At 68.6% G+C, this 15,463-nt stretch carries 18 protein-coding genes; 12 read left to right on the top strand and 6 right to left on the bottom strand.

All coding sequences use genetic code 11. The features are described from left to right. Positions 1–3: 3 nt before the first annotated feature. Positions 4–762 (bottom strand): nickel pincer cofactor biosynthesis protein LarB, encoded by a 759-nt coding sequence (gene larB, locus AC6I6X_RS07540; RefSeq protein ID WP_497929909.1) that lies wholly within the window; start codon positions 760–762, stop codon positions 4–6. 278 nt (positions 763–1,040) lie between these two features. Here larB and AC6I6X_RS07535 point away from each other — a divergent pair, with 278 nt between their 5' ends. After that, on the top strand, positions 1,041–1,208 hold the full coding sequence (locus tag AC6I6X_RS07535) for a DUF1931 family protein (RefSeq protein WP_004267503.1): 168 nt from the start codon (positions 1,041–1,043) through the stop codon (positions 1,206–1,208). Positions 1,209–1,366: 158 nt separating this feature from the next. On the opposite strand, the gene AC6I6X_RS07530 is transcribed toward AC6I6X_RS07535, so the two are convergent. Both AC6I6X_RS07530 and fni read right to left on the bottom strand, forming a co-directional pair. Continuing rightward, a complete protein-coding gene (locus AC6I6X_RS07530) occupies positions 1,367–2,065 on the bottom strand; it encodes a hypothetical protein (protein WP_497929908.1) in 699 nt (232 codons plus the stop codon). A gap of 109 nt (positions 2,066–2,174) precedes the next feature. After that, on the bottom strand, positions 2,175–3,239 hold the full coding sequence (fni, locus tag AC6I6X_RS07525) for a type 2 isopentenyl-diphosphate Delta-isomerase (protein ID WP_497929907.1): 1,065 nt from the start codon (positions 3,237–3,239) through the stop codon (positions 2,175–2,177). Between the two features lie 123 nt (positions 3,240–3,362). On the opposite strand from fni, the gene AC6I6X_RS07520 reads away from it, so the two are divergent. Both AC6I6X_RS07520 and AC6I6X_RS07515 read left to right on the top strand, forming a co-directional pair. Next, positions 3,363–3,785, top strand: coding sequence for a hypothetical protein (locus AC6I6X_RS07520; protein ID WP_497929906.1), 423 nt, complete (start codon positions 3,363–3,365; stop codon positions 3,783–3,785). Between the two features lie 98 nt (positions 3,786–3,883). Next, positions 3,884–4,132: a hypothetical protein gene (locus AC6I6X_RS07515; RefSeq protein ID WP_497929905.1), complete on the top strand. Its 249-nt coding sequence runs from the start codon at positions 3,884–3,886 to the stop codon at positions 4,130–4,132. A 6-nt stretch (positions 4,133–4,138) separates the two neighbouring features. Here AC6I6X_RS07515 and rpiA read toward each other — a convergent pair whose 3' ends face one another. Next, positions 4,139–4,846, bottom strand: coding sequence for a ribose-5-phosphate isomerase RpiA (gene rpiA, locus AC6I6X_RS07510; RefSeq protein WP_497929904.1), 708 nt, complete (start codon positions 4,844–4,846; stop codon positions 4,139–4,141). A 122-nt stretch (positions 4,847–4,968) separates the two neighbouring features. On the opposite strand from rpiA, the gene AC6I6X_RS07505 reads away from it, so the two are divergent. From AC6I6X_RS07505 to AC6I6X_RS07495, 3 genes are all read left to right on the top strand, one after another. After that, positions 4,969–5,787: an ABC transporter ATP-binding protein gene (locus AC6I6X_RS07505; protein WP_497929903.1), complete on the top strand. Its 819-nt coding sequence runs from the start codon at positions 4,969–4,971 to the stop codon at positions 5,785–5,787. Further along, positions 5,784–7,166, top strand: a complete 1,383-nt coding sequence (locus AC6I6X_RS07500; protein ID WP_497929902.1) for an ABC transporter permease — start codon at positions 5,784–5,786, stop codon at positions 7,164–7,166. The genes AC6I6X_RS07505 and AC6I6X_RS07500 overlap by 4 nt, the downstream gene beginning before the upstream one ends. A gap of 85 nt (positions 7,167–7,251) precedes the next feature. After that, positions 7,252–7,611, top strand: coding sequence for a hypothetical protein (locus tag AC6I6X_RS07495; RefSeq protein WP_497929901.1), 360 nt, complete (start codon positions 7,252–7,254; stop codon positions 7,609–7,611). A 253-nt stretch (positions 7,612–7,864) separates the two neighbouring features. Here AC6I6X_RS07495 and AC6I6X_RS07490 read toward each other — a convergent pair whose 3' ends face one another. Together AC6I6X_RS07490 and AC6I6X_RS07485 are read right to left on the bottom strand one after the other, a co-directional pair. Beyond that, the gene (locus AC6I6X_RS07490) at positions 7,865–8,434 is read right to left on the bottom strand and encodes a DUF5518 domain-containing protein (protein WP_497929900.1); all 570 of its coding nucleotides are present in this window, start codon (positions 8,432–8,434) and stop codon (positions 7,865–7,867) included. 114 nt (positions 8,435–8,548) lie between these two features. Further along, positions 8,549–9,703, bottom strand: coding sequence for an AI-2E family transporter (locus AC6I6X_RS07485; protein WP_497929899.1), 1,155 nt, complete (start codon positions 9,701–9,703; stop codon positions 8,549–8,551). Positions 9,704–9,847: 144 nt separating this feature from the next. Here AC6I6X_RS07485 and AC6I6X_RS07480 point away from each other — a divergent pair, with 144 nt between their 5' ends. The 6 genes from AC6I6X_RS07480 to AC6I6X_RS07455 all read left to right on the top strand — a co-directional run bounded on the left by AC6I6X_RS07480 (position 9,848) and on the right by AC6I6X_RS07455 (position 15,454). Next, on the top strand, positions 9,848–10,984 hold the full coding sequence (locus AC6I6X_RS07480; protein ID WP_497929898.1) for a thiamine ABC transporter substrate-binding protein: 1,137 nt from the start codon (positions 9,848–9,850) through the stop codon (positions 10,982–10,984). 4 nt (positions 10,985–10,988) lie between these two features. Beyond that, positions 10,989–12,872: an ABC transporter permease gene (locus tag AC6I6X_RS07475; RefSeq protein ID WP_497929897.1), complete on the top strand. Its 1,884-nt coding sequence runs from the start codon at positions 10,989–10,991 to the stop codon at positions 12,870–12,872. Then, positions 12,869–13,918 carry an ABC transporter ATP-binding protein gene (locus AC6I6X_RS07470; protein WP_497929896.1) on the top strand — a complete coding sequence of 350 codons (1,050 nt, stop codon included), beginning with the start codon at positions 12,869–12,871 and terminating at the stop codon, positions 13,916–13,918. Before AC6I6X_RS07475 ends, AC6I6X_RS07470 begins: the two co-directional genes overlap by 4 nt. Positions 13,919–14,041: 123 nt before the next feature. Beyond that, positions 14,042–14,353: a carboxypeptidase regulatory-like domain-containing protein gene (locus tag AC6I6X_RS07465; protein WP_497929895.1), complete on the top strand. Its 312-nt coding sequence runs from the start codon at positions 14,042–14,044 to the stop codon at positions 14,351–14,353. A 331-nt stretch (positions 14,354–14,684) separates the two neighbouring features. After that, the gene (locus AC6I6X_RS07460; RefSeq protein ID WP_497929894.1) at positions 14,685–14,996 is read left to right on the top strand and encodes a DUF7521 family protein; all 312 of its coding nucleotides are present in this window, start codon (positions 14,685–14,687) and stop codon (positions 14,994–14,996) included. After that, positions 14,993–15,454, top strand: coding sequence for an FAD synthase family protein (locus AC6I6X_RS07455; protein ID WP_497929893.1), 462 nt, complete (start codon positions 14,993–14,995; stop codon positions 15,452–15,454). Before AC6I6X_RS07460 ends, AC6I6X_RS07455 begins: the two co-directional genes overlap by 4 nt. The last annotated feature ends 9 nt before the right edge of the window (positions 15,455–15,463 follow it).

Raw genomic sequence — 15,463 nt, 5'->3', positions numbered from 1 at the left:
CCGTTAATCCCGTGCGTCGTCGATCGCCTGCGCGATCAGGACCGCCTGGGAACCCGCGACGAAGCCGGCGTCGACGTTGACTACCGACAGCACCGTACACGACTGGAGCATCCCGGCCAGCGCCGCCTCGCCGTCGCTCCCGAACCCGTAGCCGCTCGAGACGGGAACGCCGATGACCGGCGTGTCGACGAGCCCTGCGACGACTGTCGGCAACGCGCCCTCACGACCGGCACAGACCACCAGCACGTCGGCGTCCCGGAGCCGATCGAGCTGGTCCAGGATCCGATCGAGCGCCGCGACGCCGACGTCGTCGACCCGATCGACGGTCGCGCCGGCGTCCTCGCAGACGAGTTCGGCCTCGTCCGCGACCGGCCCGTCGACGGTCCCGCCCGTGGCGATACCGATCGTCGCGTCGAGCGACGGCGGGTCGTACGCCGGCGTCCGGACGTGGACCGTCGAACTCCGCCGATCGACGGTGGCGCCCGGGAACGATTCGTCGAGCGCCGACTCGAGCGCGGCGACCTGTCGATCGGTGACGCGCGTAACGAGCGCTCGGTCGGTCGTTTCGAGTGCGGTCTCGGCGAGTGCGACGACCTGTTCGGCCGTCTTCCCGGCGGCGAAGATCCCTTCGGGAATGCCCCGACGGTGCTGTCGAGCCGCGTCGAATCGGCCCGCGTCGCCCGTGACGTACCCGTTAAGCTCGGCCTCGGCCTCGGCCGGCGACAGCGAGCCGTCGGCGACGGCCTCGAGGAGTTCGCGCATACGCTACGTCGAGCGTGCACCTACTCGAATCCGTCGACCCGACCGGGCGAGTTCGGGCCCCGCGAGCTGCGGGATCGAACCGCGCGTGATCGACCGTAGGACCGCGCGCGAGCAGGATTTGTCCCGATCGACGGGGCGATCGCGCGCTCGGTAGCTCATCCCCAATATACTTTCCGGTGAATCCAGACCCCGAAACGGTCGAATTGGGGGCTGGAACCCCCGTATTTCGATGCGTAACCAAAGTTTTTATATGGGGGTAAGGGGAACGGATACATCGTATGGCAGACCTTATCGTCAAAGCCGCTGTGAAGGAAGCGCTCGATGACAAGAACGTCGCCTCGGACTTCTACGACGCACTCGACGAGGAAGTCGACGAGCTGCTCGAAGACGCCGCCCGACGTGCGGAAGCGAACGACCGGAAGACGGTCCAGCCCCGCGACCTGTAAGGTTCGCCACGGATACCATTTTTTCGAGCGCTACGCTACCAGCCGCCGCTCCGTTCGCACGTCGTGACTCGAATCCGGCCCGCGAATCCCGGGTACGCGCTGGCGACGTTCCGTCGCGACCGAGGTAGAGTCGATCGCGCGGGGAGCGTGGAGACGACCTACTCGCCGGTCGATTCGGTCGTCGGGTCCGCTCCGTCGTCGAACAGCGAGGTCATCGCCGCCTCCGGATCGTCGGGTTGGATCGCCTCCGGGGCGGTCCCTTCAGATCGACCGGCTTCGGCGCCGGTCGGGGCGTCGTCGCGGGCAGACGACCCGTCACCGCCGCTCGCGGGCGACCGATCGCCGTCGCCGGCGGCGAGGGCGAGAATGTCGTCGACGCTCTCGTCCGAGATCGTCTTCGCGGGTTCGCGACCCGACAGCGTTCCGTACTCTCGCTTCAGTTCGTCGAAGTCCGGTTCTTCGGCGGCCGCCGCGAACGGCGACGACGCTCGATCGTCGGATCGGCGTTCGACAGTCGCCGACGGTTCGATCGACTCCTCGTCGCGGTCGTCGACCGCCGACTCGAGTTCCGCGAACACCTCGTCGATCCCGTCCGAGACGGTGGTCCGCGTCGGACCCCCGTCGAGGGAGAACGGATCTGAATCTGAGTCGGTGTCGTCGTCGGGTGACTGAATCGAGTCGACGACGTCGTCGACGTTCGACTCCGAGACGTGATAGCGGGTGCCGCTCTCGCGGAGTTTCTCGACGATCGTCTCGGTGTCCTCGGCCGACTCCAGCACCGACTCGATCGAATCCGCCTCGTCGGCCCGGTTCCCTTCCGAGCCGTCCCCACGATCGAACGACTCCCTTGTCTCCATCGTCTCGCACGAGACGGCAGTGTATATTAAGTCATTTTGTGGAAGGAATAACCATTTCGACCGATAATGCTGTGCGGTCGCGGTCGAAAAAGTACCGATCGCCGGCGGCCTACCGCGAGCCGCGTTCGTCGAGGTACCGCCGGGTTCGACCCAGGACGACGGGATCGATCGCCCGAAGGTCGGCGATCGACGCCGATCCCGTGACGAACATGGCGGTCCTGAGTTCGAGCGCGAGCGTCTCGATCAGGTCGACGACGGCGTCGGCACCCTGGCCCGCCGGGCCGAGAAACGGCTTCGCGAGTCCGCCGGCACGAGCGCCGAGCGCGATCGCCTTCGCGACGTCGAGGCCCGATCGGACTCCGCCGCTCGCGACGACGCAGTCGTGGACCGCCGCCGCCTCGACGGTGCTGACCGCGGTCGGGATTCCCCACGCGCGGAATCGCTTGCCGACCTGCTCCTGTCTGTCCGCGCCGACGGCGGCCGCCCGGTAGGACTCGATCCCGGACCACGTCGTCCCGCCCTTGCCGGCGACGTCGATCGCGTCGACGCCGGCGTCGGCGAGTCGCTTCGCCGTCGACCGCGAGATGCCGTTGCCGGTCTCCTTGACGATCACCGGCACCGAGAGGGCGTCGGCGACCCGCTCGATCGCGTCGAGACAGCCGCGGGCGTCGACGTCGCCCTCCGGCTGGACCGCCTCCTGCAGGAAGTTGAGGTGGATCGCCATCGCGTCGGCCTCGATCATCTCGACCGCCTCCTCGACGTCGCCGACGTCGTACTCTACGAGCTGGGCCGCGCCGACGTTGCCGTAGAGGAAGGCGTCGGGGGCGACGTCCCGGACGATCGTGTAGGACTCGACGAGGTCCTCGTCGTCCAGTTCGAGGCCGGCCCGCTGGCTCCCCACACCCATCGCGATGCCGGTTCGCTGGGCGGCGTCGGCGAGTGCACGGTTGAGTTTCGTCGTGCTGGGGTGGCCGCCGGTCATGCTCTCGATGACGATCGGCGCGGCCAGTTCGTGGCCGAACAGCGTGGTCGTCGTGTCGATCTCGTCGCGGTGGATCTCGGGCAGGGCCTCGTGCACGAGGTCGACGTCGGCGAAGCCGGTTCCCGACGTCTCGACGTCTTCTTCTTCGATGATGCGAACGTGGTCGTCTTTGCGATCGGCTGTCTCGGGCATCGAATCGCTCTACCGGACCGGACGGCTGAATCCGTTGAAAAGGTGTTCATTCGCTCCGACCGCCGTTCGAATCTCGGTGAAACCGAGGACCGCGTTTTTGCCGATCGACGGTGTAGCTCGCGTATGCTCCGGAAACTGCTGCTCGCGTTCGGCCTCGTCGAAATCGCGAAGCCGCGTCCGGTCATCGACGCCTGCGAACGGATCGGCCTCGCGAACCCGTCCGACGCACGGTTGCGCCCGTGGGCGCTCTGGGGCGCCCGCCTCGAAGGGGTCGTGTTCGTCTGGCTGCTCGCCCGCGGCCGGCAGGGCTCGACGGTCGTGGGCGTCCTGCTCGGCATCGCCGGGGTCGTGCTCGCGCTCGTGCCGCGTCCGATCATTACGCTCAGCCAGCACCTCGTCTACGAGAACACCGACGACCTCGAGTTGAAGCCGTGGATCGAGTCCGCGGCCCGGTTGCTCGGCGTACTTTACCTGACCGTCGTCGCCCTCTCTCGGCGAGCCGACACGCCGGAGGGCGAGGATCGAACCGATCGATCGACCCGGTGAGCGATCGAGCGACTCCACAGCGATCCCGACCGTCGAGTCGCCCGTCACGACAGCGCCCGGACAGAGACCGTTATCTCCGCCGCCGCCGTAGTTCACGCATGCCACCACGTCCTTCCCTCAGTCCCACGCGACGCCACCAGTCCGTGGTCGTAGAGGTCACCGCGCTGGCCGATCGGATCGACGCGCTCGAGCGACAACAGCAACAGCTGAAACGGGCGCTTCACGCCGTCGGTCGCGAGGCGGGGGTCTCGATCGGCTGTTCCTGTGCGCGCTGTCACGAGAGCTACACGATCGTCAAGGACGGGAGCCTCTCCTGTCCGGCGTGCGGTTTCAGGGAGTCGCTCTAAGGGTCCTCAGTACTGCCGAACCTCGACCCCGTCGTCGGCCCCCACGTAGGTCGCGTCCGCCAGCCCGACGAACAGACCGTGATCGACGACCCCCGGGAGCGCCGACAGGCGATCGGCGAGCGCCGCCGGGTCCTCGATTCGGCCGAACGTACAGTCGAGCACAAGGTTCCCGTTGTCGGTGACGACCGGCCCGTCCTTGTGTTCGGCCGCCCGGAGCGACGGCTCGCCGCCGAGGTCCCGGATCCGATCGGCCACGACGGTGTGAGCCGCGGGGAGCACTTCGAGCGGTACCGACCGCTCGAGCCGATCGGTCAGTTTCGACGGGTCGGCGACGACGACGAACCGATCGGCCGCCGAATCGACGAGTTTCTCGCGGGTGTGGGCCGCGCCGCCGCCCTTGACGAGCGTGCCATGGGCGCCCGAGTCGGGCGCGTCGACGACCGCGTCCGCGCCGTCGATCGCGAGGTCGACCGACGCGACCGCATCGAGGGTCGTCAGGGGGATGCCGACCTCCAGCGCGAGCCGTCGGGACTGGAACGAGGTCGGGATTCCCTGCACCGCGAGGCCGTCCGCGACCCGGCGACCGATCGCCTCGATCGCGTACGCCGTCGTCGATCCCGTCCCGAGGCCGACGACGAAGCCGTCCTCGACGTCCTCGGCCGCCCGTTCGCCGGCGCGGCGCTTCGCCGCGTCCGATCCGCCGTCCGTCTTCATGCTTCGACGAGCGAGCGGCGACGGTAAAAACGTTGTACCTCCGGGTTCGCCCGCGGCCGATCGCGTCTCGCACGACGGGCGTTGGAAGAACCTTTTTCCATCCGGTTGTGGACCCACCCTCCATGGCGAGTTCGGAGACGGCGGTCTCGCTGTCGAACGTCCGCAAGACCTACCAGGTCGGCCAGCCGGTCCACGCCCTCGACGGGATCAGTCTCGAGATTCCGCGCGGCTCCTACACCGCGATCATGGGGCCCAGCGGCTCCGGCAAGTCGACGCTGATGAACCTCGTAGGCTGTCTCGACACCCCGACAGCGGGCGAAGTCGTCGTCGACGGTCGCGACGTGAGCGGTCTCAGCGATCGCGAGCGAACCAGCCTCCGCGGGACCGAGGTCGGGTTCGTTTTCCAGACGTTCAACCTCATGCCTCGGCTGACGGCGTTAGAGAACGTCGCCCTCCCGCAACTGTTCCAGGGGGTGAGCCGGGACGAGCGCCGCGATCGGGCCCGCGAACTGCTCGAACGGGTCGGTCTCGGGGACCGCGTCGACCACATGCCGAACGAACTCTCGGGCGGTCAGCGCCAGCGGGTCGCGCTCGCCCGCGCGCTCGTGAACGATCCCGCGATCGTGCTGGCCGACGAACCGTCGGGCAACCTGGATACCGATACCGAGGCCGAGATCCTCGACCTCTTCGCCGAGTTCCACGAGGCCGGGACGACGATGGTCGTCGTCACGCACGAACGCCACGTCGCCGACCGGGCCGAGCGGATCGTCCACCTGCTCGACGGGCGGATCGAGCGGATCGAGGAACCGGGGACGGTCGGTCCGGCCGATGACGGGGAACCGGCGACCGGCGGCGACAGGCCCCCGATGGTTGGCGACGAAGAGAACGGCGGTGGCCCGACCGACGAGCGAACGGGCGATCGACACGGAGGCGATGGATGAACCTCGTCGAGAGTCTCCGACTCTCGTGGCGGTCGATCCGCGGTCACAAACTCCGATCGTCGCTGACGACCCTCGGGATCGTGATCGGGATCGCCGCGGTGATCGCCTTCGTGACGCTGGGGGCGAGCCTCCAGGCGGGGGTCATCGGCGACATCAGTCCCGACGACCAGCGCAACGTCTACGGCTGGGCGTCCGAACCCGGGACCGAGGGCGGGCCGCTCGCCGGGGCTCAGCCGGTGTTCAGTCAGGACGACCTCGACGCCCTCGAGGAACGCGACGGCGTCGAGGCCGCCTACGGCTACATGCCGCTGTCGACGCAGGCGCTGGTGTACCAGGAAGAGATCTCGCCCCAGAGCGAGGCGCTGGTCGCGGCCGGTCCCTCCTACATCAGGAGCGACTCGCTCGAGGAGGGCCGACAGTTCGAGATGGGCGAACGCGAGGCAGTTGTCAACCCCGCCGTGGCGAACCAGTTCGAGGAGAACGTCTCCGTCGGCGACGAACTGACCGTCGTCCTGCAGGGCGGCCAGCGGACGACCGTCACCGTCGTCGGGATCACCGATACCTCCGAGGGGCTGAGCCCGTTCGAGGGGTTCGAACCCTCGCCGCGGGTCTACGTGCCGACGGACCCGTTCTACACCGAGCAGGCGGTCGGTGCGATGCCGGGACCGGGCGACGGAGCGGGAGACGGTCCCGGACTCGGACCCGGATTCGGGCCGGGTACCGGGACGAACGAGTCCACCGCGGAACCGGGATCCGGAACGAACGGGTCCGCCACGACGCCCGGGACCGACGCCGAGGACGCGCTGTTCCTCGCGATCGTCGTCGAGGCCGAATCGGCCGACAGCGCGGACGTCGAACGGGCCCGCGACAGCGCGACCGCCTACCTCGAGAGCGAGGAGTCCGACGCGGGGACGCTGATGGACGAGGCCGGCCTCGAGGTGACCCTCCAGACGAGCGCGGAACTGCTCCAGCAACTCCAGGACGTGCTCGACCTGCTCCAGAACTTCATCGTCGGCATCGCGGCCATCTCCCTGCTGGTCGGTTCGATCGGCATCGCGAACATCATGCTCGTGAGCGTCACGGAGCGTACCCGCGAGATCGGTATCATGAAAGCCGTGGGCGCGCAGAACCGGGCCGTTCTCGGGCTCTTTCTCGCGGAGGCGGTGATCCTCGGCGTGGTCGGGGCGATCCTCGGGACCGCGCTCGGACTCGTCGGGGGGTACGTCGGCGCGTGGTACATCGACCTACCGCTGGTCTACCCCTACGAGTACGTCGTCCTCGCGATCGTCGTCGGCATCCTCGTCGGCGTGCTCTCCGGCCTCTACCCGGCCTGGCGCGCGGCGCGTACGGACCCGATCGACGCGCTCCGGTACGAGTGACCGTCGCCGTCGCGTGACCGTCCGGTCGGCCGACCGTTGGTGATACCGAGAGAGTTATTTACTCGTGATCGAGTAAGCGGTTCTGATGATGTGGCAAGATCTCGTCTTCATGGTCGGAAGCGGTCTGTCGATCGTCTTTCTCGCGCCGACGCTGCGCGACGCGAGCGCGAACGTCCCGCTGGGAACCAGCCTGCCGTCGATGGCGATCGGATTCGTCTACGCGGCCACGTTCTTCACGCTCGGTATGACCTTCTCCGCCGCCGGCGCGCTCGCCGCGGGGTCGATGTGGACGCTGATCGCGACGTTCCGATCCCCCGCACGGCTCTTCCCGGCCGACAGTCCGTCGCTGTTCGTTCGCAACGCAAAGCGAGTCCTCGGGCGGCGACGATCCGGGCGACCCGTGACCGACCTGTACAGTTCGGACGACCAGTCCACCGGTCACTGATACGGACTCCTGTACGAACCGGTCCACGTTTCTGGCGGCGTCACTCGGCGAGCGACGGCGTCACGGCGAGGGCGCTGGCCGGCGATTCCGATCGCAGAGAAGGGGGTACCTGGCAGGCACCACGCAACGCAGGTGATGATGTGGGGGGTTGGGTGACCTGTGCCGTGGTGCGCTGCCGCAACTTCCCGTAGCGCTCCAGCGGGCAAACGAGTGGTCCCAAACTGCGTAGGGATCGGCGACGCGTCCGGACTCGTCAGGGCCGTTCCCGCTCGGTATCGCGATCGGTGTCGAACGCGGCGTCGGTCTCCTGTGGCTGGTCCCCCCCGCGATCGCGATCCAGTGACCCGTCCCCGGCCGGTCCGGGCGGGCGCGTCGGATCGATCGCCCCCGATCGACCCCGTCGAGAGCGATCGGTCCGCGAGAGCCCGATCGTATCCCGGGTCCGGGTGCGCTGGTCGGGGTACTCCATCGCGAGGTACGCCCCCAGGTAGCCGCCCAGCAGCGACAGTCCGACGGTGTAGAGGAACACAATGGACGCGAACACCAGGACGACGACCGTTGCGACCGCGAAGCCTTCGATCGGGGCAGCCGCCACGCCCATCCCGAACCCGAGCACGCCGAGCGCGATGACCGCGATGCCGGCGATCGGGAGGAACGTGATGACGCCGGTGAGCGCGCCGACGATCGCGCCCTCGCGGGGATTCGGACCCTCGAGAAAGCCCGCGACGGCACCCCCGACGACGGTCGAGAAGGGGATGAACGAGAGCACGACGCCGACGACGGCACCGATGATCGCGTTGATGACGGTTCGTTCGGTGGCCATAGTGGACGAAACGACGGGCAGCGTGAAAAGTAACGGTGTCTTCACAGGTTCGAGACCGGCCGTGTCCACGGATCCGGAGACCCCGGCGGTCGGGCCTGGAAGGGGTCGAGCGAGTCAGTCGTCGGCGAAGCCGGACTCCTCGGCCTGGGTCGCGGGGGACGACTCGCCGACGTCGCTCGGCGGCTCGCCCGCCCCGGACTCGGCGAGTTCCGTGAACGTCACCTCGCCGTTGACCTCGTCGGCGAGCAGGTCGACCGCTTCGACGAAGACGGCGACGATCAGCGGGCCGACGACAACCCCGATCGCGCCGAGCGTGAACAGGCCGCCGGTGAAGCCGATGAAGTAGAGGCTTCCCGGGAGGCCGGTCGATCGGCGGGCGAGCCGCGGCCGGACGGCGACGTCGGGGAGCCAGCCGACGATCACGAGACCGAGGACGCCGACGAGCGCCGCCGCGACGGGGTCGCCCGCGGTGACGTGATAGATCGCGATCGGGGCGATCAGGACGCTCGGCCCGACGATCGGGACGAACTGCATGATCGCGCCGATGAGCGCGAGAGTAAACGCCATGTCGTAGCCGAGCGCGAGGAAGAACGGGTAGCCGACGGCGAACGTCGCGACCGACGACGCGAACTGGAGGACGTAGATCGCGTACAGCGTCTCCCGGGCGCGCGTCGCCAGCGCGTAGACGACGTCACGATAGTCGCGGGGAACCGGCGCGACGGCGGCCCGTCCGGCGGCGTCGCCCTTCAGCAGGAGCGCGAACAGCAGGATGACGAACAGCGCGAGCTTGATCGCGAGGACCGGTAGTGCCGACGCGAGCGACACCGCGGTCCCGCGCAGGTAGTCGATCGCGAGCGCCTGCACCTCTCCGGCCTCGATCGTGTAGGTCACGTCGAGGACCGTGATCGGGAGTTCCCGCGGGAGCCCGTCGACGACGGCGATGATCTCGTCGAGTCGGAAGTACAGCGTCGCGACGATCGGCGAGAAGACGACGACGACGCCGGCGAACCCGACCAGCGTGGCCGCCAGAGCGGCCGTCCACTCGGTGAGCCCGCGCCTGACGAGCCAGCCGTGAACCGGCATGAGGACGTACGCGACGGTCAGCGCGAACAGGATCGTCCCGAGTACCTCGAGGAGGATCGCTCCGGTGACGAGTCCGAGCCCCACGACGACGCCCGCCAGGACGTACCGGCGGGTCGCATCGGCAGGTGCGTCGCCGGCCCCAGAATCGGAATCGCCGCCCGGAGGATCGATCGGACTCGCGGTCACAACGGGGGATCTCAGTCCGAGCGTAAAACCCTTCGGACTCGGTGACCCATCAGCTCGAGTGGCAAACGGCGACCGGTACTTACCCGGCAGGAACGGCGACGGCCGACCACGACGCTTAAGATCACAGAGTTTAACAACCGAGTAATGAGACGACGAGCGTTTATCGGATCGGTCGGCGGCGGAGCGATCGTCGGTGTTGCCGGCTGCCTTACTCGCGACGGCGAGGACGAGGACGAGGAACGACCGGCCAACGACACGGAAGACGGGGATCCGGAGCCCGACGATCCCGACCTCGAGGGGACTTTGCGGGTCGCCACCTACGAGTCGATGGTCGACGGCGAGAACCCCGCCGGCCCGTGGCTCAAAGAGCAGTTCGAGGCGGAGTATCCCGACGCGGAACTCACGTGGACGGTTCCCGAATCCGGAATCAACCACTACATACAACGCGAACAGCAGGAGGCCGACCTCGACGCCGACGTCTACTTCGGGATCAACGTCGACGACCTCGCGCGGATCGACGACAGCCTCTCTGAGGGCGGTCTCTTCCGCGAACTCAACCTCGATCGCGTCGAGCGATCGGACCGCATCCGCGACGGGCTCAACGTGGGGGATCCGCACGGCCGCGTGCTGACCTACGACACGGGGTACATCAGCCTCGTGTACGACGAGACCGTGGTCGACGAACCGGGATCGTTCGACGACCTGATCGATTCCGAGTACGCGGACGCGCTCATCGCCCAGAACGCCCAGACGTCCGACCCGGGGCAGGCGTTCCTGCTGTGGACGATCGACGCCTACGGCGCGGACGGCTACCTCGGCTACTGGCGGGACCTCGTGGACAACGGCGTTCGCATCATCGACGACTGGAGCGAGTCCTACTACGGCGCCTACATGCAGGAAGAACGGCCGATGGTCGTCTCCTACTCGACCGACCAGGTGTTCGCCGCGGACGAGGGCTACGACATGAGTCGCCACCAGATCGCGTTCTTGGACGATCAGGGGTACGCGAACCCCGAGACGATGGGGGTCTTCGAGCGCGCCTCGGAGGTCGACCTCGCCTACGCGTTCCTCGATTTCGTCCTCTCGAACGACGCCCAGGCCGAGATCGCCCAGCGAAACGTCCAGTTCCCCGCCGTCGCGGACGAGTTCGTCGACCTCGACGAGTCGTTCGACCGGTACGCCCACGAGCCGCCGGAAGCGGTGACCGTCGGCTACGATCGGCTTCGGGGGAACCTCGACGGGTGGGTCGACGACTGGGCGCGGGAGTTCGCCGGCCAGTAGCGCCGTGTTCCGATCGGGTCGACTCGACGGGGGCCGCGACTGGCTCGCACGCCACGCGCTCTCGCTGACGGCGCTCGCGACGGCGGGCGTCCTCGGCATCATGCTGTATCTCCCCGTCGGCGTCGTCTTCGTCGACGCCGTCGTCGACGACGGGGTGCCGACGCTCGCCGCCTTCCGCGAGGTACTGACCGATCCGTTCTACGTCGGCGTCCTCGCCGCCGTCTTCGCCGACCCGCTCGCGATCGGGAACCACCTCGGCGCGCTCGCGGGCTGGCTCGGTGCCGTCTCCGTCTCGCTGACGATCGCGTACCCCATCCCCGGCGTCGACCTCCGGGTCCCGTGGCTCGGGATCGACACGCCCGGCGTCCGCCTGGGGCTGTTCGGCTTTACGGCCTACCAGGCGGCGCTCTCGACGATCGCGAGCGTCGCGCTCGGACTGCCCGCCGCCTACGTGCTCGCGAACTACGAGTTCCGCGGCCGGCGGACGCTCCGATCGCTGACGATCCTCCCGTTCGTCCTCCCCGGGATCATGGTCGCGGTCGGCTTCTACGCGATGTTCGGCCGCACGGGGACGCTCAACACCCTGCTCGGACTCGTCGGGGTCGGTCCGGTCCCCTTCATCGAGTGGAACCCGCTGGCGATCGTGATCGTCGCCCACGCCTTCTACAACGCGCCGCTGGTCGCCCGGGTCACCGTCGCCGCCTGGGAGTCCGTCGACGTCCGAACGGTCGAGACAGCCCGCAGTCTCGGGGCGAGCGAGCGCCGCGCGTTCCTCGACGTGGTCGTCCCGCAGCTCCGGCCGGCGGTCCTCACCGGCGCGTTGCTCACGTTCATCTTCACGTTCATGACGTTCCCGATCGTGCTCGCGCTCGGCGGCCTCCAGCTGGCGACCGTCGAGGTCTGGATCTACGATCGGGTCCAGCGGCTGGCCTACACCGAGGCCGCGACGCTCGCGGTCCTCGAGACGATGCTCTCGCTCGCCCTGACCTACGCCTACCTCCGGTACGAGTCCGCTCAGTCCGGACTGGCCAGGGCCGCGTCGCCGCTGGATCGTGAGCCCCTCTTTCCGACCGTTCGATCCGCGCTTTCCCCTCGCCGTCTCGCGATCGTCGGCTACGGGGTCGTCGCCCTGATCGTCTTCGTCGGCCCGATGGCGAGTCTCGTGATCGGGAGCGTCACGGACGGGAGCGGGTTCACGCTTCGTCACTTCGGGTTCCTGCTCGAACGCCAGCTCGAGGGCGAATCGTTCCAGACCAAGCCGCTGCCGGCCATCCGGAACTCGGTGCTGTTCGGGCTGGGAACGCTCGCGATCGCCGTCCCGATGGGGGTCGTGATCTCGGTGCTGACCGCGCGTGCGGGTCGGGCCGGAACGATCGTCGACACGCTCGCGATGGTTCCGCTCGCGGTCAGCGGGATCGTCTTCGGGATCGGCCTCCTGCAGGGGCTGGTCTTCGGCATCCCCCTGCCCGGCGGCTGGCGGCTCCAGGTGACCGGCGCGGTGGCCATCGTCGCCGCCCACGCCGTCGCGGCCTACCCCTTCGTCACGCGGAACGTCTCGCCGTTGCTCGCGTCCCTCGACCCCGCGATGGTCGAGTCCGCGCGGGCGCTCGGTGCCTCGCGGTACCGGGCGCTGCTGGACGTCGAACTCCCGCTCGTCGCCAGCGGGATCGTCGCCGGCGCCGCCTTCGCCTTCGCCATCTCGATCGGGGAGTTCTCTTCGACGGTGATTTTGGCCAGCGGGAGCGACGCCTACACGATGCCGGTGGCCGTCGAACGCTATCTGGGACGCCGATCGGGCCCTGCGATCGCCATGGGGACCGTCCTGCTCGTCGTCACCGCCGCGAGTTTCGTCGTCGTCGATCGGGTCGGCGGGAGGTTCGAACGGTGACCGAACTCCGCCTCGACGGCGTCTCGAAGCGGTACGGCACGGGAGCGGGCGAGACCGCGGCGCTCCGGGACGTCGACCTCACCGTCCGCGACGGGGAGTTTTTCACCCTCGTCGGTCCCTCCGGCTGCGGGAAGACGACGACTCTCCGGACGATCGCCGGGTTCGAGGAGCCCACGACCGGTCGCGTTCGGTTCGATCGGACGGAGATGACCGGCGTCCCGCCCGAGGATCGCGACGTCGGCGTCGTCTTCCAGAGCTACGCGCTCTTTCCCCACATGAGCGTCGCCGAGAACGTGGGCTACGGCCTGCGGTTCCGGGAGCCACCCGCGGGAACGACCGTCGACGAGCGCGTCACCGAGTTGCTCGACCTGGTCGACCTCGCGGGGATGAGCGATCGGAGCCCGGACCAGCTCTCGGGCGGGCAACGCCAGCGGGTCGCGCTCGCCCGGGCGCTCGCGCCGGAACCCGACCTGCTCCTGCTCGACGAGCCGATGAGCGCGCTCGACGCGCAACTCCGGGAGTCCCTTCGCCGACAGATCGTCCGGATCCAGTCCGAACTCGGGATCACCACCGTCTACGTCACCCACGACCAGGCGGAGGCGCTGGCGATCTCCGATCGGGTCGCCGTGATGAACGACGGCCGGGTCGAGCAGGTCGCGACGCCGCAGACCCTCTACCGCGAACCCGCGACGCGGTTCGTCGCCGAGTTCGTCGGGGACAACAACGTGTTCGACGCCGTGGTAAGGAATCCCGACGGCGACTACGCACGGGTCGCCGTCGGCGACGAGACGTTCACGCTGCCCGCCCTCCCCGACGGGGCCGATCGGGCGACGTTCTGCGTGCGACCGGGCGCGCTCTCGCGGTCGGCCGATCGCAACCGGTTCGCCGTCACCGTCGAGACCAGCGAGTTCCTCGGGGAGACGGTCCGGGTCAACGGCCGGTGGAACGGCACCCCGATCGTCCTCCAGTTGCCGGCGGTGCCCGAACGCGACGAACTGACTGTCGGGTTCGAACCCGAGGACGCCCACGTCGTCGACCTGGAGTGAGCGATCGCCTGCGGGGCCGGATCGGATCGGTGCGGGGCTGGATCGGCAGTTCCTCGCGCCGACGCGATCGAACACGGAGCCTGCAGGCAGTGCCTTTTCCGCGTGGTCGTGGTAGCAACCCGCATGAACGTGACCCGTCAGCTCCGACTCGAAGTCGAACGGCGGGAAGTGGCGGCCGGGACGCCCATCACGATTCGCGTCCGCGACGCGCAGGGACGACCGATCGAGAACGCGCTCGTCGACACCGAGACGAAGTCGGCGCGGACGGACGAGCGAGGGCTGTGCCGACTCCGGTTCGATTCGCCCGGTTTCTGGAAGCTCACCGCGGCGAAAGCGCCGACCGATCGCGTGGCGTACGATCCGGTATCGGCGCTCGTCCGGGTCGTCCCGAACGAAGCGTCGCTCCGGCCCCGTCGCCGGATCGGCTCCCGGTAGCCGCTCGTGGCGCGCTCGACGATCGCGGGCGTGCCTGACTCGTCGCCGGTGAAGCCGCCGGATCGTTCGTACGTATAGTAGCCACTGAAACGATTTACATACTGATCGCACAGCCATCCTGCGATCAGGTGTGCATTGACTTTCAGCGACTACTATAGCCTCCCGAACCGGTTCGGGCCAATTCCGTTGGCGTGGGAAATCGGAACGGTACTAAAGTACGAGAAGGGAGGCCTAGCCAGTAACGCGATCGCGACGCTGGTATCGATGGCCGCCGGCACCGGGACTGCGCCGACGGCGGCCGACCAGCGATCGGCCGGCGAAACGACGATCCATGAACGAATACACGCTCCTCATCGCGGCAGCGAACACGGCGACGCTCGTCACCGGCGGGGCCGTCGCGACGCTCGCCTACCGGGCCTTCCGGCGAACCGGCTCGCCCGCGCTTCGCGCCCTCGCGCTCGGCTTCACCTGCATCGTCCTCGGCTCGGTCGTCGGCGGTGCCATCCACCTGCTCGGCGGGAACGTAGGCCTCGGCGTCGCCGCCCAGAGTTCGGCGACCGCGGGGGGGTTCGGGGTCCTGCTGTACTCGCTGTTCGTCGATCGATCGACCACGGAGACCATCTCGGTCCGGTGGTCGGGATGACCGACGGGACCCGCGTCGTCGCGATGGGCACCTTCGACCTCCTCCACCCCGGCCACGTCCACTACCTCGAGGAGGCGGCGTCGATGGGCGACGAACTCCACGTCGTCGTCGCGAACTCGGCGACCGTCACGCACAAATCCCCCCCGATCGTCCCGGACGAGCAACGGCGGGACGTCGTCGCGGCGCTCGAAGCCGTCGATCACGCCCGCGTCGGCCACCCGGAGGACTTCTCGGTCCCGATCCGGGCGATCGATCCCGACGTGCTCGTGCTCGGCCACGACCAGCACCACGGCGAGGACGAGGTCGCGGCAATGCTCGACTCGTGGGGGATCGACTGCCGGGTCGAGCGGGCGAGCGCGAAGGAGCCCGCGGGCGGCGAGATTCTCTCGAGCAGTGCGATCAAAGCGCGGGTCCAGGACCGGCGGGAACGGCCGCCGGCGATGCGAAGCGACGACTGACGACGAGCG

This window comes from Halosolutus sp. YCN4, from assembly GCF_059736495.1.
This window is presented reverse-complemented; position numbering and strand designations above follow the sequence as displayed.

Bases quoted from the DNA above. Each gene is read 5' to 3' on its own strand.
- AC6I6X_RS07515 (WP_497929905.1), top strand. From the start codon at position 3,884: ATGCCACCACGTCCTTCCCTCAGTCCCACGCGACGCCACCAGTCCGTG.
- AC6I6X_RS07535 (WP_004267503.1), top strand. From the start codon at position 1,041: ATGGCAGACCTTATCGTCAAAGCCGCTGTGAAGGAAGCGCTCGATGAC.
- AC6I6X_RS07490 (WP_497929900.1), bottom strand. From the start codon at position 8,434: ATGGCCACCGAACGAACCGTCATCAACGCGATCATCGGTGCCGTCGTC.
- rpiA (WP_497929904.1), bottom strand. From the start codon at position 4,846: ATGAAGACGGACGGCGGATCGGACGCGGCGAAGCGCCGCGCCGGCGAA.
- AC6I6X_RS07500 (WP_497929902.1), top strand. From the start codon at position 5,784: ATGAACCTCGTCGAGAGTCTCCGACTCTCGTGGCGGTCGATCCGCGGT.
- AC6I6X_RS07495 (WP_497929901.1), top strand. From the start codon at position 7,252: ATGATGTGGCAAGATCTCGTCTTCATGGTCGGAAGCGGTCTGTCGATC.
- fni (WP_497929907.1), bottom strand. From the start codon at position 3,239: ATGCCCGAGACAGCCGATCGCAAAGACGACCACGTTCGCATCATCGAA.
- AC6I6X_RS07505 (WP_497929903.1), top strand. From the start codon at position 4,969: ATGGCGAGTTCGGAGACGGCGGTCTCGCTGTCGAACGTCCGCAAGACC.
- AC6I6X_RS07530 (WP_497929908.1), bottom strand. From the start codon at position 2,065: ATGGAGACAAGGGAGTCGTTCGATCGTGGGGACGGCTCGGAAGGGAAC.
- AC6I6X_RS07480 (WP_497929898.1), top strand. From the start codon at position 9,848: ATGAGACGACGAGCGTTTATCGGATCGGTCGGCGGCGGAGCGATCGTC.
- AC6I6X_RS07520 (WP_497929906.1), top strand. From the start codon at position 3,363: ATGCTCCGGAAACTGCTGCTCGCGTTCGGCCTCGTCGAAATCGCGAAG.
- AC6I6X_RS07465 (WP_497929895.1), top strand. From the start codon at position 14,042: ATGAACGTGACCCGTCAGCTCCGACTCGAAGTCGAACGGCGGGAAGTG.
- larB (WP_497929909.1), bottom strand. From the start codon at position 762: ATGCGCGAACTCCTCGAGGCCGTCGCCGACGGCTCGCTGTCGCCGGCC.
- AC6I6X_RS07455 (WP_497929893.1), top strand. From the start codon at position 14,993: ATGACCGACGGGACCCGCGTCGTCGCGATGGGCACCTTCGACCTCCTC.
- AC6I6X_RS07460 (WP_497929894.1), top strand. From the start codon at position 14,685: ATGAACGAATACACGCTCCTCATCGCGGCAGCGAACACGGCGACGCTC.